The sequence below is a fragment of the Roseburia rectibacter genome (assembly GCF_014287515.2).
GTDB classification, from domain to species: domain Bacteria; phylum Bacillota; class Clostridia; order Lachnospirales; family Lachnospiraceae; genus Roseburia; species Roseburia rectibacter.
The window spans coordinates 3,144,574-3,171,221 of sequence record NZ_CP092473.1 but is presented as its reverse complement, the minus strand read 5'-3'; the positions used below and the strand labels follow the sequence as shown (position 1 = coordinate 3,171,221).

General features: G+C 40.8%; 16 protein-coding genes, 2 pseudogenes and 2 CRISPR repeat arrays (1 of these 20 running past the window's edge). Of the genes and pseudogenes, 17 read left to right on the top strand and 1 reads right to left on the bottom strand.

All coding sequences use genetic code 11. The features are described from left to right. A CRISPR array of direct repeats spans positions 1 to 36; the repeat unit is 36 nt; unit sequence ATTATATCATACCAAGTGATAACAGGGAATTACAAC (it extends 1,580 nt beyond the left edge of the window). Positions 37 to 175: 139 nt separating this feature from the next. The 16 genes and pseudogenes from H8S51_RS14660 to H8S51_RS14585 all read left to right on the top strand — a co-directional run bounded on the left by H8S51_RS14660 (position 176) and on the right by H8S51_RS14585 (position 24,397). Continuing rightward, on the top strand, positions 176 to 1,903 hold the full coding sequence (locus H8S51_RS14660; RefSeq protein ID WP_186899581.1) for an IS1634 family transposase: 1,728 nt from the start codon (positions 176 to 178) through the stop codon (positions 1,901 to 1,903). A gap of 95 nt (positions 1,904 to 1,998) precedes the next feature. Beyond that, positions 1,999 to 2,496: direct repeats of the CRISPR family, unit length 36 nt; unit sequence ATTATATCATACCAAGTGATAACAGGGAATTACAAC. A gap of 168 nt (positions 2,497 to 2,664) precedes the next feature. After that, positions 2,665 to 3,714 (top strand): annotated as a pseudogene (locus H8S51_RS14655) (tyrosine-type recombinase/integrase). After that, a pseudogene (locus tag H8S51_RS14650) lies at positions 3,600 to 4,130 on the top strand (IS91 family transposase); the annotation flags it as partial. The pseudogenes H8S51_RS14655 and H8S51_RS14650, both read left to right, overlap by 115 nt. Positions 4,131 to 4,135: 5 nt before the next feature. Then, positions 4,136 to 4,309, top strand: a complete 174-nt coding sequence (locus H8S51_RS14645) for a hypothetical protein (RefSeq protein ID WP_186899582.1) — start codon at positions 4,136 to 4,138, stop codon at positions 4,307 to 4,309. A 275-nt stretch (positions 4,310 to 4,584) separates the two neighbouring features. Next, positions 4,585 to 6,312, top strand: coding sequence for a type 2 periplasmic-binding domain-containing protein (locus tag H8S51_RS14640; RefSeq protein WP_186899583.1), 1,728 nt, complete (start codon positions 4,585 to 4,587; stop codon positions 6,310 to 6,312). Positions 6,313 to 6,379: 67 nt separating this feature from the next. Further along, the gene (locus H8S51_RS14635; protein WP_186899584.1) at positions 6,380 to 7,336 is read left to right on the top strand and encodes an ABC transporter permease; all 957 of its coding nucleotides are present in this window, start codon (positions 6,380 to 6,382) and stop codon (positions 7,334 to 7,336) included. 12 nt (positions 7,337 to 7,348) lie between these two features. Beyond that, a complete protein-coding gene (locus H8S51_RS14630) occupies positions 7,349 to 8,245 on the top strand; it encodes a carbohydrate ABC transporter permease (protein ID WP_117921926.1) in 897 nt (298 codons plus the stop codon). 83 nt (positions 8,246 to 8,328) lie between these two features. Further along, entirely contained in the window at positions 8,329 to 9,477 is a 1,149-nt protein-coding gene (locus H8S51_RS14625) for a glycosyl hydrolase family 8 (protein ID WP_117921955.1), read from the top strand. Between the two features lie 26 nt (positions 9,478 to 9,503). Next, positions 9,504 to 10,907: a family 43 glycosylhydrolase gene (locus H8S51_RS14620; protein WP_186899585.1), complete on the top strand. Its 1,404-nt coding sequence runs from the start codon at positions 9,504 to 9,506 to the stop codon at positions 10,905 to 10,907. A 72-nt stretch (positions 10,908 to 10,979) separates the two neighbouring features. After that, positions 10,980 to 12,626, top strand: coding sequence for a type 2 periplasmic-binding domain-containing protein (locus H8S51_RS14615; protein WP_186899586.1), 1,647 nt, complete (start codon positions 10,980 to 10,982; stop codon positions 12,624 to 12,626). A 19-nt stretch (positions 12,627 to 12,645) separates the two neighbouring features. Next, a complete protein-coding gene (locus H8S51_RS14610) occupies positions 12,646 to 14,562 on the top strand; it encodes an alpha/beta hydrolase-fold protein (RefSeq protein ID WP_186899587.1) in 1,917 nt (638 codons plus the stop codon). A gap of 1 nt (position 14,563) precedes the next feature. Continuing rightward, a complete protein-coding gene (locus H8S51_RS14605; RefSeq protein ID WP_186899588.1) occupies positions 14,564 to 17,452 on the top strand; it encodes a glycosyl hydrolase 115 family protein in 2,889 nt (962 codons plus the stop codon). 120 nt (positions 17,453 to 17,572) lie between these two features. Continuing rightward, positions 17,573 to 19,309, top strand: a complete 1,737-nt coding sequence (locus H8S51_RS14600) for an SGNH/GDSL hydrolase family protein (RefSeq protein ID WP_117921930.1) — start codon at positions 17,573 to 17,575, stop codon at positions 19,307 to 19,309. 47 nt (positions 19,310 to 19,356) lie between these two features. Next, positions 19,357 to 20,916, top strand: a complete 1,560-nt coding sequence (locus H8S51_RS14595) for a glycoside hydrolase family 43 protein (RefSeq protein WP_186899589.1) — start codon at positions 19,357 to 19,359, stop codon at positions 20,914 to 20,916. 117 nt (positions 20,917 to 21,033) lie between these two features. Continuing rightward, on the top strand, positions 21,034 to 22,791 hold the full coding sequence (locus tag H8S51_RS14590) for a sensor histidine kinase (protein WP_118210368.1): 1,758 nt from the start codon (positions 21,034 to 21,036) through the stop codon (positions 22,789 to 22,791). 13 nt (positions 22,792 to 22,804) lie between these two features. After that, complete coding sequence (locus H8S51_RS14585) at positions 22,805 to 24,397, top strand: response regulator transcription factor (RefSeq protein ID WP_186899590.1); 1,593 nt, start codon at positions 22,805 to 22,807, stop codon at positions 24,395 to 24,397. Between the two features lie 70 nt (positions 24,398 to 24,467). Here H8S51_RS14585 and H8S51_RS14580 read toward each other — a convergent pair whose 3' ends face one another. Continuing rightward, the gene (locus tag H8S51_RS14580; RefSeq protein WP_186899591.1) at positions 24,468 to 25,271 is read right to left on the bottom strand and encodes an enoyl-CoA hydratase-related protein; all 804 of its coding nucleotides are present in this window, start codon (positions 25,269 to 25,271) and stop codon (positions 24,468 to 24,470) included. A gap of 179 nt (positions 25,272 to 25,450) precedes the next feature. On the opposite strand from H8S51_RS14580, the gene H8S51_RS14575 reads away from it, so the two are divergent. Next, positions 25,451 to 26,629 carry a pyridoxal phosphate-dependent aminotransferase gene (locus tag H8S51_RS14575; RefSeq protein ID WP_117921935.1) on the top strand — a complete coding sequence of 393 codons (1,179 nt, stop codon included), beginning with the start codon at positions 25,451 to 25,453 and terminating at the stop codon, positions 26,627 to 26,629. The last annotated feature ends 19 nt before the right edge of the window (positions 26,630 to 26,648 follow it).

Sequence of the window (26,648 nt, the reverse complement as noted above, 5' to 3'; positions counted from 1 at the left end):
ATTATATCATACCAAGTGATAACAGGGAATTACAACACGGGAGTTTGACAGTTGAATATTAGAAAATATACTCGCAGGTCGCATAAAACCTGCTTTTTTTGCGTCAATTTTCTTGTTTTACTATATTGCATTTTATTGTAATGTGTTGTATAATAAGCTATGGGAGGATTTTTATATGCGAGTTACGACATCTAAATCAAAAAATTCAGAATCATTTTATATTTCGAAAGGTTATGTTAACAACAAAGGCGTCAGTACTTCTGTTATCATTCGAAAACTCGGAACACTGAAAGAACTCTTGCCTGAACATGGTCCTACCCGTGATGATGTCATGAAATGGGCCCGTGAAGAAGCAAGACTGGAAACACTGAAATATAAAAAAGAGCAGCAAACCAAATCTGTTCAGATAGCTTTTCATTCTGACCATAAACTGGATTATGACCAACAGGTCTTTTACCGTGGAGGGTATCTTTTTCCACAAGCTTTTTATTATCAGCTTCAGTTGGATAAGACCTGCCGAAAACTTCGGGATAAGCATAAATTCAAATACGATATCAATGCCATTCTTTCTGACTTGATTTATGCAAGGATTTTAGAACCAGCCAGCAAACGTTCTTCTTTTAAAACGGCTTCTGAATTTCTGGAAAAACCTTCTTATCAACTGCACGACATATATCGTGCTCTTGATGTATTAGGAAATGAATGCGATTTTATCCAGTCAGAAGTATATAAAAACAGTCATCTTCTTGGAAAACGAAATGATAAGGTGCTTTATTATGATTGCACAAACTATTTCTTTGAAATCGAGCAGGAAGATGGGGATAAGAAATACGGAAAAGGAAAAGAACATCGTCCAAATCCCATCATACAAATGGGAATGTTCATGGATGGAGACGGGATTCCTCTTGCTTTTTCACTTTTTCCAGGAAATGCGAACGAACAGACTTCATTAAAGCCATTGGAAACAAAAGTTCTTCAGGACTTTGGCTGCACTAAATTTATTTACTGCAGCGATGCAGGACTTGGTTCAGAAGCCATCAAAAAAATAAATCATGCCGGCGAAAGAGCATTTATCGTTACCCAGTCGATCAAAAAATTAAATAAGGATGATAAAAGATGGGCGTTGGATAAGACTGGATTCAAACGGGTTTCCGATGATTCTCCTGTTGATCTTTCAAAAATCCCGGAAGATGATATGGGATTATATTATAAAGATAAGCCATATACGCCCCACTCGCTGCACCAGCGTCTGATTATTACATACTCTCCTAAATATGCGAAATATCAAAAAACAATACGCAATGAGCAAGTGGAACGTGCAGAAAAGATGCTCCATTCCGGAAAAACAAAAAAAGAACGAAGGAATCCAAATGATCCAGCAAGATTTATAGGTAAGACTGCCGTTACAGAAGATGGTGAAATTGCTAAGATTGAAAAATATCTGGACGTCGATAAGATTGAAAATGAAGCACTTTATGATGGAATGTATGCGGTAACGACAGACCTTCTGGATGATGATGTAAAAGATATCTTAAAAGTAAGCGAAGACCGATGGAAAATCGAAGAATGCTTCCGCATCATGAAAACTGATTTTGAAGCCAGACCGATATATCTCCAAGAGGATATGCGTATCAAAGCACACTTTCTCATCTGTTTTCTTGCGTTAGTAATCTATCGTTACCTGGAAAAGGGGTTAGGAAATACCTATACTTGTGAAACAATTTTAGACAAACTCAAGACCATGAATTTTGCCGATGTACAGGAACAGGGATTTATGCCCCTGTACACACGTGATAAATTAACCGATGCTTTGCATCAGGTATGTGGTTTTGAAACAGACTTTCAGCTTATTACCAAAAGTCAAATGAAAACAATTCAGAAAAAAAGTAAGGGAAGGAAATAAATTACCATACTTCAAAACGAGAACAAAACACCTCGCAACCAGCATAAACACTGGATTTGCGAGGCGTTTTAGTCTACTCAACTGTCAAAGACAGGATTATATCATACCAAGTGATAACAGGGAATTACAACTTGATATTATTATCATCCTTAAGATATTTTATTATATCATACCAAGTGATAACAGGGAATTACAACTGCTTTCATCAGTCTGTTTTTTCGCCTCTGATTATATCATACCAAGTGATAACAGGGAATTACAACATTGCAGAATAAATTGAAAGAGGTGTTGACATTATATCATACCAAGTGATAACAGGGAATTACAACAAGCGTTGTTGGTGCCGGTATTGGTCTTGTATTATATCATACCAAGTGATAACAGGGAATTACAACACAACTGAATCATTGAAAATGAAACAGTGGATTATATCATACCAAGTGATAACAGGGAATTACAACAACATACTTTCAAATATCGGTACGGGTATGATTATATCATACCAAGTGATAACAGGGAATTACAACGGTGTCGATGAAAACGGAATGACCACCGCAATTATATCATACCAAGTGATAACAGGGAATTACAACATTCCGTCTGATACGCCGTACTTGTCGCCAATTGTACCAAGTCGCTAGCGCGACGGCTAGCCCCAGTTACGTAAAAATTACCACTTTTATAAAAAATAGCAGTTTTTGTATTTATGTTGTATTGTTAAGTTACCACACTCAAACAACCACATAACAACCAAAACTGCTATGCGTATTTTATCATGTTTTTTTAGACTTAACAATTACATATCTTATTTTTTATCCAGATCACCACCTGTTTTTGTGATGTTACTTTATCTTTCACTTATTTCAGGAGGTTATTTCATGGATTATTTAAAACGCTACCCAAAAATGATTTCTCTTCGTGGTCTTACCGACCATACAATGAAATCTTACCAGACTTATATTTCTGCTTATCTCGATCATATCGGGAATACCCTTCACAAAACGCCTTCACAGGTCTCTTACAAAGATCAGCGGCGGTTTCTTGAGATCCTTCAAAAGGAACGGAATCTTTCTGATCGTACGATCAATGTTGCCATTTCCCAACTGCTTTTTTTCACTCTTTACGTTCTTCATAAGCCCTGGGATGACACACAGCTTCCTATGCGGAAATTTGATACCTATCTGCCATTTGTCCCTACAAAAGAAGAAACCAAAATCTTTATCTCTACCATGACCGATCTCAAACCGAAAGCTATGGTTGCTCTCATGTATTCTTCCGGTCTTCGCATTGGTGAAGTCTGCAATCTCCGTTATGAAGACATTCAACGGAAAAATATGCGCATCCACATCACTCATGGTAAAAACCGCTCTGACCGTTATGCCATTCTTTCCAAACAGGCGCTTGACATTCTTACCGAGTACTGGTTTGCCTGTGGAAGACCTGCCGGCTACCTTTTTCCAAAACAGAGAGATTCTTCAAAACCCATTGACACCTTTTAGCTCTCCAGACATATCGCAAAACATGAGGCAGAACTCGGATGGTCAAAACGCCTTACCTGTCATTCTTTCCGACATGCTTTTGGAGCACACCTCTATGAAAACGGTGCTGATCTTATGACCATAAAAACCCTGCTTGGTCATAAATCTCTGGAATCCACAACCATCTATGTTCATCTGGCTGTCAACGGCAAACATACCGCAACTGCCCGAACTGTCAGGCTGTCAAAAAAGAACTCTGGGTGGATAAACGCAGAGCCGAAGTCATTGACTCGCCGTATTTTCATGTGGTCTTTACACTTCCACACGAATTAAGTCCGCTTCTCTATAACAATCAGAAGCTTTTATACGGTCTTCTTCACAGATGTTCCGCCGAGACACTTTTGGAATTGTCTGCCGACAAAAAGTATCTCGGTGCGACACCCGGGATTATTCAGGTTCTCCACACCTGGAACCAGACACTTGATTATCATGTACATATGCACTGCATCGTATCCGGCGGCGGCATTACACCGGATGGGAAGATCCGTAAATCAAAAGGAAAGTTTTTTATCCCCGTGTTTGTGTTACGGGATAAATTTAAGGGAAAATTCCTATACCATCTGAATGTCCTGTACCAGTCAGATGTTCTGAAAGTACCCGTTTCTTTCTACAGGCAGGAAACATCCTTTTGCTGGAATACCTTTAAAGACTCCCTCTATCAGAAAGACTGGTGCCCTTATATCAAAGAAATGATGTGGCAAACGCATACCAGACAAGTTTTTTAAAACCACTTGCGCTTGCGCGGACAGAAGCAGATAAGTTTGTGATGCTTGTTGACTGTAAGAATCTTAATCTGGATAAGTTACCACAGCTTTTACATAGAATTTATGATAAGCAGGATATAAGGATCGATCTGTATGGCAGATGAGGGATTTATTATGTACCGGAAGATATTACATTGCAGGTGTCAGATATGTGTGACCGTGCCAAACTTGCAAAAACCTATATCCCGAATCAGTATGTGAAACCATATGCCATATTTAATGAGCAGATGAAAGAGGATTATGAGCAGAGAAGCAGGGCACTTCTTTGTCGTTCTATCCGAATATCTATAATTTACCCTGCTTTTTACTATACTTAGTCTGATTGTTTGTACGGCAGGAAAAGGTAAAATAGTCTTATCGAAAGGGAGGTAATTACAATATGAAAAGAAAAAAACTTGTAAGCATGTTATTGATCACAGCAATGACAGCAACACTTTTCGCCGGATGCGGTGGCAACAGCGGAAATAACGGAAAGACCTCAAATGCAGGATCTTCTGCTGCGGGAACAGAAAGTTCTGCAGATGCAGGAACAGAAAATGGTGATGTGAAAGAGTTTACAGCATTCTTTGCAGTACCGGGATCTGAGATCAATGATGACAATGAGATCCAGCAGATCATTGCAGAAAAAACAGGGGTGAAGGTAAAGGAGACATGGCTTACCGGACAGACAGCAGATGAGGCAGTCGGAACAATGATTGCCGGTGGCGAATATCCGGACTTTATTGAAGGTGGAAGTGGACAGATGCAGTTATATGAAGCAGATGCATTGATTCCACTGGATGATTACATTGAGCAGTATCCAAATATCAAAAACCTTTTCACAGATTTAGAGTGGGAAAAACTTCGTCAGGATGATGGACATATTTACTGGATTCCACAGTTTAGCTGCATTAAAAATGAAGAAAAAGTTTGTACACATAATGATGAGGCATTCTGGATCCAGGCAAGAGTTTTAGAGTGGGCAGGCTACCCGGAAATAAGAACCATGGATCAGTATTTTGATCTGATCGAAGCATATAATGATGCAAATCCTACCATGGAGGATGGAACAGCAAATATTCCCTATACTATTCTCTGCGATGACTGGAGATATTTCTGCTTAGAGAATGCACCACAGTTCCTTGATGGATATCCAAACGATGGAAGCTGTATGGTAGATCCGGATACACTTACAGTACTTGACTACAATACATCTGATACAGCAGTGAAATACTTTAAAAAATTAAATGAGGAGTACAAAAAAGGTATCGTAGACCCGGAATCTTTTACACAGACATATGATGAGTATATCGCGAAACTTTCTACCGGACGTGTTCTTGGTATGATCGATCAGTGGTGGGATTTCGCTTACACAGCAGGTGATGCATTAAAACAGGCAGGCTTAGATAAACAGGGCTGTGATTACATTCCACTTCCGGTCACAATTGATGAGAGTGTGAAAAACCAGTGGCATAACTCAGGCGGAGCTTTCAATGAAGCAACAGGTCTTGCTATCACAACAGGATGTGAAGATCCGGATGCAGCAGCTAAATTTGTCAGTGATCTTTTAGATCAGGATACACATAACCTTCGTTTCTGGGGTGTTGAAGGTGTTGATTATCAGGTAGATGAAAACGGCGAGTTTATCAGAAATGATGATCAGAGAATACAGGCTTCTGATACAGCATACAAAGCATCACATTTATGCTCATACTCATACTTCCCACAGTACAGTGGAACAAGTGATGACGGAATCAATGCAAACAAACCGGAAGGACAGGCAAACGAATTCTTTGATGGTTTAAATGAAGATGTAAAAAAAGCATTTGAAGCATATGGCGTAGAAACTTATGTAGAGATGCTCGGAACAAATGAGGCTCCTGGTGACTGGTATCCGATGTGGTCTTTCTCAAATAACTTTACGACAAGTACACCGGGTGGTATGGCATGGACAAAGATTGGTGAAGTAAAACATGAACAGCTTCCACAGGTTGTCATGGCAGATGATTTTGACAGTGCATGGGCAGCTTACATGGATGCATATAATGCATGTCAGCCGGAAGATTTCCTTAGTGAATTACAGACAGAACTTGATACAAGAATGGAACAGGCTGCTCAGTTCAAATAAGAGAAGAAATATAATTTAAAAACGGGCAGATGGAAAACATCTGCCCATTTTTTTAAGGGGTGAAGTCATGTCGTTAGCGAGAACAAAATCAAAAGAAAAAATAAAAGAGAACCGGACTAAAATTACATGGAAAGAGATCAAGAGGCAGAAAGTTTTACTGTTCTGGGCTGCGATCCTTGTCATCTATGGAGTGATATTTTATTATCTGCCACTGGCAGGATGGGCAATGGCATTCCAGAATTACAAACCAAAGCTTGGTATCCTCCATTCACAATTTGTCGGATTAGACAAATTTAAAATGTTATTCTCGGATATGACTTTTATCCGGGTAATCAGAAATACACTTGCAATGGGTGTTATTAACCTTGTGGTAACATTTGTGACAGCGATCGCATTTGCAATTTTATTAAATGAGATGGTCACAAAAGGCGGGAAAAAAGTGGTACAGACGATATCTTATCTGCCGCACTTTCTTTCCTGGATCATTGTAACAGGTATTTTACATGATATGCTTTCCGGAACCGGAATCATAAATGAAATGCTTGTAAATTTACATCTGATAGAACAGCCGATCAACTTTTTTGCACATCCGGGATATTTCTGGCCGATCGTTGCATTTGCAAATGTCTGGAAAGAAACAGGATGGAATGCGATCATTTATTTGGCAGCGATCACAGCGATCGACCCGTCACTTTATGAAGCAGCAGCGATTGATGGTGCCGGAAGATGGGCGAAAATTAAATATGTTACTCTGCCGGGAATCAAACCAACTATTATTATTTTACTTTTAATGAATGTAGGAAATGTCTTAAATGCAGGATTTGAGATTCAGTATCTGTTAGGAAACGGACTTGTACAGAAAGTATCCCAGACCATTGACATTTATGTATTAAAATGGGGTATCAGTCAGGGAGATTATGCAATCGGTACTGCAGCAGGTATCTTCAAGAGTCTTGTAAGTATTATTCTGATCGTAATTGCAAACCAGATTGCAAAACGAAATGGAGAGGAACAGTTATTCTAGGAGGTTTTGGTCATGGCAAAGACACAAAAAAGAAAGAAAACAAAAAAGATACAGGTATTTCCGATCGTAAATGCGGTCATAATGATCCTGTTTGTGATCATTACCCTGTATCCGGTATTAAATACATTGGCAATTTCATTAAACGATGGAACAGATGCCTTAAGAGGCGGGATTTATCTGTTACCGAGAAAGTTTACATGGAAAAACTATACGACTGTGCTTCAGAAAGATAATCTGATCACCGGAGCTTATATTACAGTCGCAAGAACGATCATCGGTACGGTTCTTGCACTGATCGCAAATGCGATTCTTGCATTTATCGTCAGCAGAAAAAGATTTTTATTCAAAAAAGAAGTATCTCTTTTCTGGGTTATCACCATGTATGTAAATGGTGGACTGATTCCGACCTTCCTTTTATACAAAGGACTTGGACTTACAAACAGTTTTTGGGTTTATGTAATTCCGGGCATGGTAAGTGCATTTAATATGCTTGTCATCCGTACATATATGAATGGTATACCTGACAGTTTAGAGGAATCTGCGCAGTTAGATGGTGCGGGATATACAACGATTTTCTTAAAAATTTATTCTCCGCTGTGTAAACCGGTATATGCGACAGTTGCATTATTTGTTGCAGTCGGGCAGTGGAACTCATGGTTTGATGCAATGTTATATAACCGTATGAGTGATAACTTAACAACGCTTCAGTATGAGTTAATGAAATTATTATCATCCGTAACAAACCAGGGAACCAACGCAGAGGCTATGAAAAATGCAGTAGGAACCGTTACACCAACTTCTGTTCGTGCTGCAGCAACCATTATCACCATGCTTCCTATCATCTGTATTTATCCGTTTTTACAGAAATACTTTGTGACAGGACTTACCCTTGGCGGTGTCAAAGAGTAAAGGATAGAAGATCAGGCTGTGCAGAATTTGTGCCGGAGCACAAACTAAAAATGCCCTGGAAAGCGGCAGGAATGGAGATTAAAATGGCAGGAGCAGTTTTGACAGGAAAATACCGCAATGTTTTTAAAGAGTGCGGATATTCTGAGGATGAGATAACAAAAAGAGTAGAGCAGACATTTGAAACCATTTTTTATGGAAAAGAGGAGGAAAGGTTTTACCATGAAGTGGGAGATGACATGGCTTATATGGAGGATACCGGAAACCATGATGTCCGTACCGAAGGCATGTCCTATGGGATGATGGTCTGCGTACAGATGAATAAAAAGGAAGAATTTGATCGTCTCTGGAAGTGGGTACGCACTTATATGTATATTGAAAACGGACCAAATAAAAATTATTTTGTCTGGTCCTGCGGGTTAGATGGAAGTAAGAATGCAGACGGTCCTGCTCCGGATGGAGAAGAATATTTTGCAATGGCACTGTTTTTTGCGTCTGCACGCTGGGGAGACGGAGAAGGAATTTTTAATTACGGCGCAGAGGCAAAAGCGATATTAAGAGAATGTGTCCACAAAGGGGAAGCATCACATCCGGGAGAGCCAATGTGGGAGCCATCAAACAAACTGATCAAATTTGTGCCGGGATTTGATTTTTCTGATCCATCCTATCATCTGCCGCATTTTTATGAGTTATTTGCAAAAAATGCAGATCCCTGTGACCGGACATTCTGGGAACAGGCAGCGGAGGCAAGCAGAGGTTATCTGCATTTGGCATGCCATCCGAAGACCGGATTGTCTGCCGAGTATGCGGATTATGATGGAAAGCCTCATATTGGGCATCAGGAAATTTTCGGACGTCATGACTGGTATTACAGTGATGCTTACCGTACCATTGCAAATATAGGCATGGATCATCTCTGGTTTGAAAAAGATCCCTGGCAGGTTGAGATCGCAAACAGATTACAGAACTTTTACTGTGCCGAGCAGAAGGAACACTGGGACGGAGTATTTCTGACCGATGGAACAAGATTAGAGGAGAAGGCACTTCATCCGGTTGCCATTGTTGCAGTAAATGCACAGGCATCTTTAGCGGCAGACGGGCCATATGTGAAAGAATGTGTGGATCGTCTGTGGGATACGCCGCTTCGTACCGGAGACAGAAGATATTATGATAATTTCCTTTATATGTTTGCAATGCTCGCACTTTCCGGAAATTACCGGATCTATCAGAAATGATGTTTTATACAGGAATGGGGATGGAAATGAAAAAACAGGTATATAATCCATATCTGCCATCGTGGGAATATATCCCGGATGGTGAACCATATGTTTTCGGGGACAGAGTTTATGTCTTTGGATCACATGACAGATACAATGGGCATGTGTTCTGCCTGAATGATTATGTGTGCTGGTCTGCGCCGTTAGACAGTCTGGGGGAATGGCACTGTAGTGGAACCATTTACCGGAAAACAGACGATCCTTTGAACAAAGACGGGAAAATGTGTCTGTATGCACCGGATGTGACAAGAGGGGCAGATGGAAGATATTATTTATATTATGTTCTGGATAAGGTATCTGTTGTATCTGTGGCAGTAGCAGAAAAACCGGATGGCCCGTATAAGTTTTATGGGTATGTGCATGATAAAAACGGAAACCGGATCGGGGAGCGCAGTCAGGATGAACCGCAGTTTGATCCGGCTGTACTGACAGAGGGCGATAAAACGTATCTCTATACAGGATTTTGTGCGGCGAATGATGCGTCAAGGCACGGTGCTATGGGAATGGCACTTGGTAAGGATATGCTGACGGTCATAGAAGAACCCCGGATCGTTCTGCCAAATCATGTTTACGGAAAAGGAACCGGATTTGAAGAACATGAATTTTTTGAGGCACCGTCAATCCGGAAAAAGGGAGATTATTACTATCTGATATATTCTTCTGTTGTGATGCATGAACTTTGTTATGCAGTCAGTAAAAATCCTCTGGAAGGTTTTACTTATGGAGGCGTGATCGTCAGCAACTGTGACGTTGGCATTACAAATGGAAAACCGGCGGAAAAACCTGTGGCATATGGTGCAAATAATCATGGAAGCATCATAGATATCATGGATCAGTGGTATATTTTTTATCACAGGCATACAAATCATTCCTGGTATTGCAGGCAGGGATGCGCAGAACCGATCGTATTTCAGGGAGAACGTATCTGTCAGGCAGAGATGACATCCTGTGGACTAAACGGAAGTCCCTTAAGAGGAGAAGGGACATATCCGTCTTATATCGCATGCAACCTTTTTACGGACAAAGAAGAAATGTATGTCGGTGGGGAAAAACAGCCGTATATTATGCAGGACGGGTGTGATGGTGATTATGTCCCTGCCTATATTACAAATATGACAGATCATGCAACAGCAGGATTTAAGTATTTTTCCTGTAAAGGAATCAAAAAATTAGGAATCTGTGTCAGAGGATATGCAAGAGGAGAATTTGAGGTCCGGACTGTATGGGATGGTCCTGTCTGTGGAAAGATTCCTGTTGAGTTTACAAATGTGTGGGAAAACTATGAGGCACCTGTGAAAATAGAGGATGGAGTACAGGCACTTTATCTGACATTTCGCGGAGAAGGTACTGCAGATTTAAAATCTTTTACGTTTGACGACAATACATAAGTTATCCTTTACTTTAATATGTAAATTTCCTATAATAAACATTTATAAAAACGAAAAAGGAATTTATATATTATGAAAAAAAGAGTGATAGCAGCACTTTGTGTAGTTGTATGTATGGCAGGTCTGGTACATGTTTCAAAAGGGAGCAGTGTACCGGATAAAAATATAAAACATTTTACCGCTTTTTTTTCGGTAGAAGGAGATACGTTAGAACCAAATAACGAAATCCGGCAGAAGATCGCACAGCTGACAGGTGCAGATTGTGAGGAAATATGGCTTGTCGGGCAGACAAAGGAAAATGCATTGAATGCTTATATAGTGAATGGGGAATATCCGGATTTTATATCAGGAGAGGTCAGTTTATATGAAGCAAATGCATTGATACCATTAGATGAATATTGGGATAAATATCCGAATATCAAAGGATATCTGACTAAGGAACAGTGGGACAGATTCCGGCAGGCAGACGGTCATATTTACTGGATTCCGCAATTTGGAGTATCCCATGGGGAAGATGTGGAGGTAACACATACCGGAGAGGCATTCTGGATACAGACAAGAGTATTGAAATGGGCAGGATATCCGAAGATTCATACCGTAGATGAATATTTTGATCTGATCGAACGCTATGTTGCAGCAAATCCTGCGATGGAGGATGGAACGAAAAATATTCCGTTTACGGTGCTGTGTGATGGATGGAGATATTTCTGTCTGGAAAATGTGCCGCAGTTTCTGGATGGTTATCCGAATGATGGAAGCTGTATTGTTGATCCTGATACGCTGCAGGTAGTGGATTATAATACGACAGATACGGCACAGTGGTACTTTAAAAAGCTGAACGAAGAATTTCATAAAGGGATTCTGGATGCAGAATCTTTTACTGCAACTTATGATGATTATCTGAAAAAGCTGTCTACGGGTGCTGTGTGTGGCATGCCGGATCAGTGGTGGCAGTTTTATTATGCAATCGTGGGTGTCTATGACCAGAACGGGTTGCGGGATTTAGGGTGTGATTATGTCCCTCTGCCAATTACACGTGAGGAAGGAATCAAAAATAAATGGCATGTGACACGTTCCGCAGAACTTGACAGTTCGACGGGATTATCCATTACAGTATCCTGTCAGGATATTGATGGAGCCATGCAGTTTATCAGTGATCTGATGGAACCGGAGATTGTTAAGTTACGTTTCTGGGGAGAAGAGGGAATTGATTATTCTGTTGATGAGAATGGCATGTTTTATATGAATGAAGAACAGGGAGAGAGACGGAGCGATCAGGAGACTGCAGAAAATCATTTCTGTTCTTATTCTTATTTTCCAAAAGTAGAAGGACTTCTGCCGGATGGGAAAAATGCATTTTCCATGGAATATCAGTCAGCGGAGTTTTTGAAAAATCAGCCACAGGATGTGAGAGAATGTTTTGAGGCTTATGGGGTTACAAATTATGTTGAGATGCTTGGAACAAATGAAGCGCCTGGCGCCTGGTATCCGATGTATTCTTACACAACAGCACTGTCAGTTAATTCACAGGCAGGGCAGATCAGGGAACAGTTAGATGAGGTAAAACATAAATGGCTTCCGCAGGTTATCATGGCAGATGATTTCGATACTGCATGGGAAAATTATATGCAGGAGTATAACGCATGTGATCCGGCTGCATATCTTGAAGATCTGCAGTCAGAGGTAAATAAAAGAGTGGAACAGGATATCTCTGATTAGGAAGCAGAAATGAGGGGTTATGGTAAAAAACGGGGGATTAGAACAGTATCCGGTAGGAAAGGATATGGCGGGGAAAAGAAGACCAGTAACCGTACATGAAGATGGTACGGTTACTTTTTGCATGTATGCACCGAATGCAAAAGAGGTACAGGTTGCAGGTGCAGGCGGTTATTTTTCAAATGAGAAAATTACACTGGAGTCAGATGGAAGGGGAGGATTTTGTAGAACAGTACCTAAGATGCACTGGGCAATGCATTACTATTTCTGGTTTGTGGATGGCGAGCGTGTCTGTAACCCGGATGCAGGAATATCCTATGGCTGTTTTACACCGATTAACACGTTTGAGATACCGGAAGACGGTGTAGATTTTTATTATGCGAAGGAAGTTCCACATGGTACAGTGCATATCTGTAAATATGTATCAGAGGTAAGCAGACATCTGAAGGAATGTTATGTTTATACGCCGTATGGTTATGAACAGGATCTGGATGAAACCTATCCGGTTTTATATCTGCAGCATGGGGTTGGGGAGAATGAGACCGGATGGATCTGGCAGGGAAAAATGAATTATATTATGGATAATCTGATCGCAGAAAAAAAATGCGCACGGATGATTGTTGTTGCAGGCTGTGGTTATGCATTTTATAAAGATGAAAAACCGGTATTTTATCCTGGGGATTTTGACCGGGAACTGATATATAATATAATTCCTTATATAGAAAAACATTTCCGGACGAAAAAAGGCAGAAATAACAGGGCACTGGCAGGATTGTCATTAGGTTCTGCACAGGCGACTGACAGCGTGGCGAAACATATGGAGCTGTTTTCGGCATTAGGAGTTTTTTCCGGTGTTGCGCTTCATGAGGTTGAGCGGATCTGTCAGAATGAGCATCAGCTGGAAGAAGTATTTTTATCCTGCGGCAGTGAAGAAAAAGAAATCAGACACGGTATGGATGAGATGCAAAAAAAGTTGATCCAGGCAGGAAAACCTTGCAAAACTTTTGTTTATGAGGGTTATCATGAATGGCATGTCTGGAGAAAAAGTCTATATGATTTTGTGCAGCTGCTTTTCCGGTGGGATTCCTCTGAGATGGCAGATATTGCATGTATGGAAGATGTAAAAGTGGAAGATACACAGTTGAAGATCCAGACGAAAGAAGAACAGATGCTTTTCTTTGATCCGGTGTATCGTCAGATTCAGTTTGAAACAGATAAAGATGGAAAACCGGCAGGAGTATACCCGGATGTTTTGCACGGTGTCGTTGTTTTAGAACCGGGGATGGCAGAATTTAATTTTTATGCACCGGAGGCGTCAAAGGTGACCGTAAAGGTAGATGGCTGCGAGGAGCAGGCATTAGAGCGGTCGCAAAAGAAAGAAGGATATTGGACAAAAGTAGTGAAAAATATCACAGGTGGATATCACAGAGTATGGTTTTCTGTAAATGGAACAGCAGTTCTGAATCCGGATGCACCGGTGGGGTATGAGGATGGAACAGCAGTAAATTATCTGGAAATGGAAGAGACGGATTTTTCACTGGCAGAACTGGCAGATGTGCCGCATGGGCAGATACACATCCACTATTTTTATCATAAGGAAGCAGACAGAGTTGATATGATCTATACTTACACATCTGCAGGGGATTCTAAAACAGTGCAGAACCGGGAAAATGTCATCCTGTTAAAGGCACTTATGGATGAGACGGCATCCTGTTTTCTGCATCAGGGAAAGGCAGCCAATATAGCTGACCGCATCAGCACAGAAAAAGACGGAGTAAAGCAGCTATTAATTATGGTGAATGAAGATGCATCAAAGGAGCAGATAAATGAAGTCTTAAATAAGTATGGTGTCTGCGAAGAAATGAAAGTAATAGAGCGGATGAAAGGGGAAAACTGGACTGCTTTCAGACACCGGCTGGCAGTGTTTATGGAGAGATAAAATGAGACTGATCGTAGAACAGAGTGCTTATTCAGGTGTCATTAAGATCGCAGAAAAAGTAGCGAAGGATGCAGAACTTGTGACTGGAAGAAAAACGGAATATCTGGCAGCAGAAAATATCACAGAAGATATGTTACGGGTGCCGGATGAATTAACAGTTGTGGCAGCAACGATAGGCAAAAGCGCAGTTCTGGAAAAAGAAGAGATAAGACGAAGGATTCCACTTGATCAAATAGAAGGGAAAAGAGAATGTTACTGTTTTGCGTTTCCAGAGAAAAAAGACAGTGAAAATCCACATCTTTTAGTGATCGCAGGCAGTGACAAGCGGGGAACGATATATGGTTTGTTTCACCTTTCCGAGCAGATGGGAGTTTCTCCATTTGTTGACTGGTGTGGGATAAAACCCTGCCATAGAGACAAAATTATTCTTGCGTGGGATATGGAGTGTGTTTCAAAAGAACCGTCAGTAGAATACCGGGGATTTTTTATCAATGATGAGTGGCCTGCGTTCGGAAACTGGTGTATGCATCATTTTGGCGGTTTTGGTGCAGATATGTATGAGCATATTTTTGAGCTGCTTCTTCGTCTGAAAGGCAATTATCTGTGGCCGGCGATGTGGAGTGCAAGATTTGAGGATGACGGACCTGGCCTTAAGAATGCCATTTTAGCAGATGAATATGGCGTTATTATGGGAATGTCACACCATGAGCCCTGTTTAAGACAGGGAGAAGAGTATAAATATCTCCGCGGGAAAGGTTCTGTTTATGGTGATGCATGGAATTTTCGGACAAACAGGGATGGAATTATACGGTTCTGGGAGGACGGATTAAAACGGAGCGGACAGTTTGAAAATGTCATAACTGTGGGAATGCGTGGAGAGGCTGACACGGCAATCCTTGGAGAGAATGCTGCGGTTGCGGATAATATTGCGCTGTTACGGGAGGTTCTTAGGGTACAGAATCAACTGATCCGGGAAAATGTAAATAAGGATTTAGAAAAAGTACCGCGGATGCTTGCACTTTATAAAGAGGTGGAGGAGTTCTTTTACGGAACAGAAGATACGGCGGGACTTTTAAAGGAACCGGAACTGGAAGATATTATTTTGATGCTCTGTGACGATAATTATGGAAATTTAAGAACGCTTCCAACAGAAGAGATGAGGAAACATAAGGGCGGATATGGGATGTATTATCATCTGGATTATCATGGGTGGCCGGTTTCCTATGAATGGATCAACAGTTCCTATCTTCCTAAAATATGGGAACAGATGAGTATGGCGTATGATTTTGGTGTCAGGAGATTATGGATGGTCAATGTCGGTGATATTGCAACGCAGGAACTTCCATTGTCTTTTCTTATGGATATGGCTTATGATTTTGAGCGCTTTGGAAGCAGGGCGGTAAATTGTGTGCAGGAGTATGTCAGGCAGTGGGTTAGAAGATCTTTTGGCAGTTTTTCAGAAGAAATCAGACAGAAAATTGCAGAGATATTAAACGGATATACCAAAGTGATTCACAGGCGCAGACCAGAAGCATTGGGAGCGGATACCTATCATCCGGTCAATGAGGAGGAGAGTGAACGGATTCTGTCAGAGGCAGATGATATCATAAAAAAAGCAGAAGGAGTCCGTACAAAATTAAAGTGTGAGTCTGCAGATAATCAGGCAGCGTTTGCAGCACTTATTTATTATCCCGCTGTTGCGACAATGAATCTGGTGAAGATGCAGGTCTTTACCGGGTTAAATCATTATTATGCCGGAATCGGGGCGGCAATTGCAAATGATTATGGGAAAGAGGCAGCAGCGTGTTTTTCCTGCGACAGGAAACTTACCGAATGGTATCACCAGTTAGACGGGCAGAGATGGTATGGTATGGGAGCCTCACAGCATATCGGGTTTACGCACTGGAATGAGGATGAATGTCAGAATCCGGTTATCATGCAGGTCTTATTACTGGATAAACCATCGGTGATAGTAGCAGTGAATGGTACAAGCCAGCATGCCGAAGGAAGCATGTGGTTAGATAACAGAATGATACTGGAGAATTTCCGGAATCCGGAATGTATGGAGGCATATGTTACCGTTTATGGCAGGAGTAAGACAGAGAGCCATTTTTCTGTTAAGGAAAAAACGGACTGGATCAAAACAGATGTCACAGAAGGCAGTGTGGATGGGATTTTACACAAAAAACAGACAATTAAAATAACGATTGACGAGGGCAGTTTCCTTCAGGACAAAGAAAATGTAAGTGGAACACTTGTGATAGAAACTCCGGCGGGGCAGTGTGAGATAGAAATTCCGGTAAACAGAAAAAAATATTTGTCTGCAAAAAATGTTTTTGAAGATACGGCGGGATATATTTCTATTGAGGCAGAACATTTTTATGATGCAAAACCTGGTGCATGGATCAAAAATCCGGATGGAGAGAGTGGATTTGGCATTTTGCAGGGATATGGAAAAACATTGTCAGCCGTTAAATATTTTCCTTCGACGGCATATTTTTCATTGGATGAAAACGCACCTTATCTGGAGTATCGTTTTATGTTAAGAGAGGGCGGTACATATGAGATAGAATTTTATCTGCAGCCGTCAAATCCGGTGACAAGGGATAATGAGATCCTCTATGGTGTGCAGATGAATGAAGCAGAAACTGTGATTTATAATGAAGTAGACAGGGACTACCGTATCGGGGACAGGGAGGAAGCCTGGTCAAAGGGAGTATTAGAACAGATCCGGAAGCAATGTGCAGAGGTTGTCTGCCAGAAAGGGGAAAATGCTTTGCGTATTTATCCACTGACACCCGGATTTGTATTGGAAAAGTTTGTGATTTATCCGAAGGGATACAGGATCAGAGAAAGTTACTTAGGACCGGCGGAAACATTTCATACGTGAACATGTTTAATTGTAAAATGTGAAATAAATGCGGTGCTTTTATATACTTTATCGGGTAGAAAAAGGAGCAGGGACTGCTACAATAAAAGAAAACGATAAAGATAAAGAGAGGGTATTGATATGAGAGGACCGGCAGCACCGAAAGATCCGGAAAAGGCAAGACCATATTTTTATATTATAAAAGAAAAAGATATTTTTGGATCAAGACAGGAAGACGGAACAGGGATACAGTTTATTTATGAGAATGATGGACGTCTGATCAACAGTGCGCAGATTGTTGGAAATATCACAGATGAAAAAATATTAAAACTGCTGGGGACAGTGGACGGGTTTGCAGAGCTTGTTCACAGTATCGGGATATCCGTGGAAACGGATGATCCAAATGACTCCGTCAATTTTATTTTCCAGATGTATGGAAAAAAAGATTTATATGGCGGCGGAACAAATCTTAAGGCAGAAGTAACCTGTGACGGAATGGAACATAAGATCTATCTGGCAGATGAAAAGTGGACAAAAGATGATGATGTTCCGGGACAGATCAAAGTAGTGTTTCAGACACCGGAGCAGATGGGAAAGCTCAGTGTCCGTTTTTATTTAAATGATGGATATGATGCACCGCCTGAGATCAAAGATGAGGCGGTGGATGCCGGTTCGGAAGCGTATTGTGAGATGATCAGTCATTCTTTAATGAATCTTGGAAATACATACCGTATCCGGAAGGCGATTGAAAAATCCAGGGCAGGAAAAGAGGTAACACTTGCTTATATCGGAGGATCTATTACACAGGGGGCAGGTGCAACGCCGATCAATACAGAATGTTATGCATATAAATCTTATCAGTTATTTCAAAAACGTTTTGCTGTATTGGATAATGTAAAATTTATCAAAGCAGGTGTGGGAGGAACACCATCCGAGCTTGGAATGATACGGTTTGACCGGGATGTATTGAGAAATGGAGAAAAACCGGATATTGTAGTCATCGAGTTTGCAGTCAATGATGAGGGGGATGAAACGAAAGGAAACTGTTATGAAAGTCTTGTTCGGAAGGTATTAAATCTTCCGTGGAAACCGGCAGTCGTGCTTTTATTCTCTGTATTTGCAAATGACTGGAATCTTCAGGAGAGGCTGCGGCCGGTAGGAGAACGCTATGATCTGCCGATGGTAAGTATCATGGATGCAGTAACGCCACAGTTTACAAAGAAGAAGGAAGAGGGAAAAGTACTTTCGAAAAATCAGTTTTTTTATGATATGTTTCACCCAGATAATATTGGACATACCATTATGGCAGATTGTCTGCAGTATCTGTTTGAACGCTGTGAAGCGGCAGAACATGCGCGTCTGGATACATTTACCAAGGGGATGACGGAGGAAGAAATTTTAGAGCAGCAGCTTTTCGAAGGTACTGCGATCGGTGCAGATTTTGAACAGGTAAAACTGCTCGATAAGAGGGATACATATTCTTATGCTGACATTTCAGAAGGTGGTTTTGTCTGGACAGATACCAAGCTTCAGAGTGTGGAAATGGATACCGATCTTACATTAACGCCGGAATTTCCATATAACTGGATGTACGACGGAACAAAAAGCAAAGAAAACTGGTTTGAAATGACGATCCGGTGCCGGTCGCTCCTTCTGGTATTTAAGGATTCCGGAGAAGTCAATGTCGGAAAGGCAAAAGTATATGTAGATGGTGATTACTGTCTTACCGCAGACCCCCATATCAATAACTGGCAGCATTGTAATGCGGTGATACTTTTTGTGGAGAAGGAAAGAAAAGAACACAAAATCCGGATTGAGATCGCAGAGGAAGATCTGGAAAAACAGTTTACGATACTGGGATTTGGATTTGTGGAATAAGCACGGACAAAAGGTGCGCAAAAGACAGCGCAGGAATGGAGAATGACATGGTAACAGTAAAAAACCCGATTTTATGTGGATTTTATCCTGATCCTTCTATATGCAGGGCGGGGGAGGATTATTATATTGTAAATTCAAGTTTTGTTTATGGACCGGGAGTTCCGGTTTTTCATAGCAGGGATCTTGCACACTGGGAACAGATCGGTAATATTTTAGACAGAAAAGAGCAGCTTCCAGTAAAAGGAAGTGAAATTTCAGAAGGAATTTATGCACCAACGATAAGGTATTATAATGGAACATTTTATATGATAACAACGAATGTCAGCTATGGGGGCAATTTTATTGTGACTGCCAAAAACCCGGCAGGCCCGTGGTCAGATCCATATTATCTTGGAGAGGAAGCACCGGGTATCGATCCGAGTCTGTTCTTTGATGATGATGGAAAATGTTATTACTGCGGAACAAGACCGAACCCGGAAGGTGTCCGGTATAATGGGGACTGGGAAATCTGGGTGCAGGAGCTTGATCTTAACACCATGAAACTTGTAGGCGAAAGCATGGCGATCTGGAAAGGTGCGGTAAAGGATGTGATCTGGCCGGAGGGACCACACCTTTATAAAATAGACGGATATTATTATCTGATGCATGCAGAAGGAGGGACAGGTCCGGAACACAGTATCAGTATTGCAAGAAGTAAGAAGCTGTTCCAATGGTTTGAGGGATGTCCGAGAAACCCGGTTTTTACACACCGTAATCTTGGAATGGATTATCCGGTTGTTTATGCAGGTCATGGCGATCTGGTGGATGATGGTCATGGAAACTGGTATGTTGTCATGCTTGCATCAAGGCCATGTGAAAGACACAGCAGCATGGGAAGAGAGACATTCCTTGCAAAAGTGACATGGGAAAACGGATGGCCGGTCATTGCAGAGGGAGTCGGACATCTTGAGGAAGAACTTGAAATTCCAATGGAAGAATGCAGGCTGACAGAGGAGGTTGGTGCTTCTGATTATATCCAGTTCTGGGATGCAAAGTTAGACAAGCGGCTGGTAAGTATTGAGAGTTTAAATGGGGAGACTTATTCCCTGACAGAGCGTGCTGGCATGTTGAGACTCTATAACAGAAAGGAACGTATTGCAGATAAGAACAATTGTGCTTATTTTGGAATACGGCAGAAAAGTTATCAGTTCTATGCCGAGACCGGGGTAGAGTTTGAGCCGGTGCAGGAGAAAGAAACTGCAGGTATGGTATTGTATCAGAATCATGCAAACCATCTTCGTATGGAGATCATGAGGAGAGATGGAAGAAAATGTTTTGCAGTGACATCCTGTATACAGGGAGAGGAAAAGATCATTTCTGTGACACCGATGGATGGTAATGAAAAGATAACCAGAATCCGTATTTTGTGTGACAGGCAGAAAGCATGTGTATGGATTCAGACAGGAGAAGAATGGATTTTGTGTGCGAAAGATATCAGCCTTCTTCCGTATACAACAGAGGAAGCCGGAGGGTTTGTAGGCTGTACGATCGGTATGTATGCATCTGCAAACGGAGTGGAAAGTCAGAATCATGCAGATTTTGGCTGGTTTCTTCAGAAAGCACTATAAAATGTCATTGCAGGGAATAAAAATATTGCGTATAATAGATATATACGTTGAGAGCAGGCAAAAAAGTGTCTGCTCTCTTTCGGTTATGTGAAAGACAGCGCAGGAATGGGTATTTTTATGGAAAAATTATTGAATCGGATAGATCATTATATGAATAATCTTACGATCAAAAAGAAATTTTATATATTTTATATTTTATGTGTTCTGATTCCATTGATCATTACGGATAGTGTAGTCATTTTTATGGTCGGTAAATTTGACAGGGAACGCAAAGTGCATGAGATGGCAAATATCGCAAATGCGGTAGAATACAGTATCAGCAGTATGGCTGGAAATGTACGGGAGATCGCAAACAGTATCTATACAAATAAGGACTTTAATAATTTTCTGTCGAAAAAATATTCGGATTCTGCGGAATATGTTTCGGCTTATCAGCAGTTTTTTGGTAATACATTGTTAGAAAATGCATTAGGAATGAACAATATGGTTTTTACATTGTATACGGACAATGATACCATTGTAAATGGCGGACGTGTAAACAGCCTGAAAAAAATAAAAGGGACACAGGGGTACCAGCTCTTAAAGGATAGTGGAAAAAGCAAGGGAATCTTTTTTGTCTATGATGACAGCAGCTCGAAGATGACAAAAGAAAGAAGGATCATCTATCTGCAGAAGATGGATTTTTATGATGCTGGTACGGAAAAATATCTGAAAATTGAATTTGATTATAATAGTATGATACGAATACTCAGAAACATGAATTATGATAATGAGGTTTTGGTATGTGAGGGTGACCGGATTGTTCTTTCTAATGGCAATTATGGAAGTTATGGAAATGAATTTCAGAGTATAGAGGGAAATACGAAAGATGCATATAAACATTCATTCAATTTTTATGGGACAGAGTTGCAGATTTATGTAAAAAAAGCAGAGAATGGATTTTGGAACGGCATTAAAAATGAAATGCCAATATTGCTGCTTCTTGTTATGATAAATGCTCTTTTTCCATTTTGTTTTGTACAGATTTTTAACCGGTCATTTACGAAGAGGATCACAGAACTCAGCAGGGTATTTAAGTCCGTGGACAGTGATCATCTGATCCCGATGTATTATGAGGGTGGAAAAGATGAGATCAGCAGCATGATACGGAATTATAACCGCATGGTAGACAGGACGAATGAACTGATCCAGACAGTATATAAAAATAAGATCCGGGAACAGGAAATGTTAGTAGGACAGAAAAATGCAGAGCTTTTAGCCCTGCACAGCCAGATCAATCCACATTTTCTGTTTAATGTTCTTGAGAGTATCCGAATGCACAGTATTCTGAAAAATGAAAATGAGACAGCAGATATGGTGGCAAAACTTGCCATCATGCAGAGACAGTATGTGGAATGGGGAAATGATTCCGTAAGCATTACAGATGAAATCGAATTTGTAAAAGCATATCTGGCTCTTCAGAAATACCGGTTTGGGGACAGATTAAATTACAGCATTGATGTGGAGGAAGGGTGTGATACATACAGGATTCCTAAATTAACGATTGTAACATTTGTTGAAAATGCCTGTGTACATGGGATTGAGGGTAAAGCATCGCCGGGATGGATATTTGTGAGAATAAACAGACAGGATGAAAAACTTTACATTGAAATTGAGGATACGGGAACCGGAATGGAAGAGGAGAAAATTTTAGTACTGGAGAAGAAAATGAATAGTGCCAATATTGAAATGTTAAAGAGCAATGGAAGAGTTGGAATCTTAAATGCCTGTGTCCGTCTTAAACTGGTTACAGAAAATCAGGTAGAGTTTCAATTAGACGGAGAAGAAGGTGTGGGAACTACGGTTCTGATACAGATACCATTGCAGTATGTATAGGGGGATTAGGGAAATGTTAAAGGTTTTACTGGTTGATGATGAGCCCTTCATTTTAGAGGGACTGAAGCATCTGATTGATTGGGAACAGGAAGGATTTGAGATTGCAGGGACGGCTGCAAATGGACTTGAGGCATTGGAGTTTTTACAGAAGAAAAAAGCAGATCTGATCATTGCAGATATCAAGATGCCGCAGATGACGGGATTAGAACTTTTAGAGAAAATCCGTAAAGAATCAATTTCTGATGCATGTTTTGTGGTTTTAAGCGGATATGCGGAATTTGGATTTGCACAGCAGGCAATGCAGCATGGGTGCACAGATTATATTTTAAAACCGGTAGACAGAGAGATCCTGTTAAAGATGTTAAACAAGGTGATGGCTTTAAGCAGTCAGGAGAAGTCGGACATTGAAAAGAATAAAAAAATGAAACAGGCATATCTGGCAAGACATATTATTTCACTTGTCCAGGGAAAATTTGACCAGCTTAATCTTGAATATGTCCGTGAGCATATGGAATGTACGAAAGGCGTACGTTATGTGGAAATCCAGATGGAAGAGATTTTTGATGAAGAAAAAACGTCCGATCAGGAAATGAGGGTGGCACAGAGAAAACTTTACCATCTGTGTATGGAATATTTAAAGGAAGATGCCGATTTATGCGTGTTTGATGTATCGGTAAATGAAAAAATCTATGATGTTTGTTTTTTATATTTTGACCGTGTTGCAAAGAAAGCAGGGATGTCAGAACAGGATTATTTAGAACATTTCCGTGAGTATCTGGAAAATAATATGAATCAGCCGGTCATTATGTTAGTCGGGAAAAAAGTACAGGACATCAGTAATATAGCAAGGTCATATGGCAATACCTGTATGCTTCGTTCTTTTCAGGGATTCCGGAGTAAAAAACAGATTTACTATTATGAAGAGGAAGTTCAGGTATCGCCGGATGGTATTGTTTTATGTAAGGAAAGTTTAGATGGGCTGTTAAAAATGATCGAGCAGAACAATCATGTCGGAATCCGCAGTGCGGTGGAATTTTTCTATGAAGAAATGGGAAAAAGGGGAATCTGCGGTGAGACAATGACGTTGAATATCAATTATCTTCTGTTCCAGCTGATCCATCTTGCCTGTGAGCAGGATGATGATGTGAATCAGGAAAAAATCTTAAGGCTGATCAGTGAAAGCAGCTTTGAGACCGGGGTAAAGAGAGGAAGTAAGGCACACCTGACACGTTTTGCCTGTGAATATGCAGACTATCTTTCACAGCTTCGGAAAAATGTTTCCAGAGGTGTCTTAAGTATGGTAGAAAAAGAAGTGAAAGAAAATTTTGCATCAAATATCACGTTAAAAAGTCTGAGTGAAAAATATTATGTCAACAGTGCATATTTAGGACAGCTGTTTCGAAAAAAATACGGACAGTCGTTTAAAGATTATCTGAATAATTACCGGATGGAACAGGCAGCAGACTATTTGCTTCATACAGATAAGAAGATCGCACAGATCGCAGAAGATGTGGGCTATCGTGACCTTGATTATTTTGTAAACCGTTTTATACAGGTAAAAGGCTGTACACCGGCAAAATTCCGGAAGAACATGTTACAAAATTAAAATAGCAGAAGTACAAAAAAGGCACTGGAAGCATCTAAGCTCCAATGCCTTTTTATATTTTAGAAAAATCCTAGAAATCTGTTAAATCAGCGGCTCTTCTCTCTAAGAAAGCAGTCATGCCTTCTTTTTTGTCGTGGGTAGAGCAGGTTACGCCGAATAAGTTTGCTTCCATCTCAACAGCGTTCTTGATGTCCATATCATAACCGTTGTTGATAGCTGCTTTTGCAACGGAAACAGCATAGCTTCCTTTGGAGATGATTTTCTTTGCCATAGCTTTTGCTGTGTTCATTAACTCTTCCGGAGCAACTACTTTGTTTACAAGACCGATGCGGTAAGCTTCTGCTGCATCAACGGAATCACAGGTAAAGATCATCTCTTTTGCGCGTCCCATGCCTACTAAACGGGCAAGTCTCTGTGTACCGCCGAATCCAGGAATGATTCCAAGACCTGTTTCTGGCTGTGCGAAAGTAGCGTTGTCAGATGCGATACGGATATCACATGCCATGGAAATCTCACATCCACCGCCAAGTGCAAAACCATTTACAGCTGCGATCGTTACCTGACGCATGTTCATTAATTTGAAGAATGGTACGGAAGCTCTCATACCGAAAGCTCTTGCCTCTGCTGCGGTAAAGTTTACCATCTCAGAAATATCAGCGCCTGCTACGAAAGATTTGAATTCGTTGCCTTTCTTGTCAGGACCACCTGTTAAGATTACAACTTTGATGTCGTCTCTTGACTCGATCTCAGTTAAGGCTGTGTTTAACTCGTCTAAAGTCTCGCTGTTTAATGCGTTTAATGCTGCTGGTCTTGAAATTGTAAGAACTGCAATCTCCTCAGCAACTTCCAGTTTTAAATTGTTAAAATCGCTCATCGTTTGGAACCCTCCTGAATAGTTTGATAAAAAATTAACAATATACGTTATTAATAGCGTACAGCTTTTCCTAGAATTTGTCAATAGATTATGGGAAAAATTCACTATAAATTCGGTAGAAAAAGTGCTATGATAGGTGGTATGATATTTTGACAAAGATACAGAAAAGAGGAAAAACCATGGGCACAAGCAAATCATACTTATCTAAGGTAGTAAAGGAGATGCCGGATTCAGGGATCAAGGACTTTTTTGATATTGCAAATACGATGGAGGGAGCATTGTCACTTGGTGTCGGCGAGCCGGATTTTCCGACACCGGAACATGTCAGGGAGGCAGCGATCGCTTCTATAAAAAGGGGAGAGACAAAATATACGGACAACCGTGGCACCGTAGAGCTTCGTGCGGCAGCTGCAGAATATCTGGAAAAGTTCGGACTTCATTACGACAGGGAAGATGAGATATTGATCACAATGGGGGCAAGCGAAGGAATAGACCTGGCACTTCGTGCACTGGTAGATCCGGGGGATGAAGTACTGGTTGTGGAGCCTTGTTATGTTTCCTACATTCCGTGTGTAGAATTATGTGGAGGTGTTCCGGTTTCAATTCCATTAAAAGCAGAAAATAAATTCCGTCTGACAAAAGAAGAACTGGAAGAAAAGATCACAGATAAAACAAAGGTTCTGCTGATCTCATTTCCGAACAATCCTACCGGAGCGATCATGGAAAAAGAAGATTTAGAGGCGATCCGTGAGGTTGTGATCGCACATGATATTTTTGTGATCACTGACGAAATTTATGCAGAGCTGACTTACGGCAAAAAGCATGCGTCGATTGCTGCACTGCCGGATATGTATGAACGCTGTGTGGTATTAAATGGTTTTTCAAAGGCATTTGCAATGACAGGATGGCGCATGGGTATCGCAGCAGGTCCGGCGGAAGTCATTTTCCATATGAATAAGATCCATCAGTTTACAACCATGTCTGCAGGAACGACTTCACAGGTGGCAGCCCTTGAAGCACTGACAAGTCCGGTTCGTGACGAAGAGATTGAAGTCATGCGGAAGGAATATGATGAGAGGCGAAAGATCATGGTGGACGGATTTCAGAACATGGGACTTGATGTGACAGAGCCGGAAGGTGCATTTTATGTATTTCCATCGGTGAAAAAGACAGGACTTACCAGTATGGAATTTTGTAACCGTCTGTTACAGGAGCAGAAAGTAGCAGTCATTCCGGGGGATGCATTTGGAAATTGTGCAAAGGGTTATATCCGCTGTTCTTATGCTTATTCCAAAGACATTATCCGGCAGTGTTTGGATAAGATCGCAGTATTTGTCAGCCGGTTTGACTTAAAGTAAAGTGCTGGACTGTGTAAAA

Coding starts and splice junctions, on each gene's coding strand:
- H8S51_RS14660 (WP_186899581.1), top strand. CDS start 176: ATGCGAGTTACGACATCTAAATCAAAAAATTCAGAATCATTTTATATT.
- H8S51_RS14640 (WP_186899583.1), top strand. CDS start 4,585: ATGAAAAGAAAAAAACTTGTAAGCATGTTATTGATCACAGCAATGACA.
- H8S51_RS14635 (WP_186899584.1), top strand. CDS start 6,380: ATGTCGTTAGCGAGAACAAAATCAAAAGAAAAAATAAAAGAGAACCGG.
- H8S51_RS14630 (WP_117921926.1), top strand. CDS start 7,349: ATGGCAAAGACACAAAAAAGAAAGAAAACAAAAAAGATACAGGTATTT.
- H8S51_RS14625 (WP_117921955.1), top strand. CDS start 8,329: ATGGCAGGAGCAGTTTTGACAGGAAAATACCGCAATGTTTTTAAAGAG.
- H8S51_RS14620 (WP_186899585.1), top strand. CDS start 9,504: ATGAAAAAACAGGTATATAATCCATATCTGCCATCGTGGGAATATATC.
- H8S51_RS14615 (WP_186899586.1), top strand. CDS start 10,980: ATGAAAAAAAGAGTGATAGCAGCACTTTGTGTAGTTGTATGTATGGCA.
- H8S51_RS14610 (WP_186899587.1), top strand. CDS start 12,646: ATGGTAAAAAACGGGGGATTAGAACAGTATCCGGTAGGAAAGGATATG.
- H8S51_RS14605 (WP_186899588.1), top strand. CDS start 14,564: ATGAGACTGATCGTAGAACAGAGTGCTTATTCAGGTGTCATTAAGATC.
- H8S51_RS14600 (WP_117921930.1), top strand. CDS start 17,573: ATGAGAGGACCGGCAGCACCGAAAGATCCGGAAAAGGCAAGACCATAT.
- H8S51_RS14595 (WP_186899589.1), top strand. CDS start 19,357: ATGGTAACAGTAAAAAACCCGATTTTATGTGGATTTTATCCTGATCCT.
- H8S51_RS14590 (WP_118210368.1), top strand. CDS start 21,034: ATGGAAAAATTATTGAATCGGATAGATCATTATATGAATAATCTTACG.
- H8S51_RS14585 (WP_186899590.1), top strand. CDS start 22,805: ATGTTAAAGGTTTTACTGGTTGATGATGAGCCCTTCATTTTAGAGGGA.
- H8S51_RS14580 (WP_186899591.1), bottom strand. CDS start 25,271: ATGAGCGATTTTAACAATTTAAAACTGGAAGTTGCTGAGGAGATTGCA.
- H8S51_RS14575 (WP_117921935.1), top strand. CDS start 25,451: ATGGGCACAAGCAAATCATACTTATCTAAGGTAGTAAAGGAGATGCCG.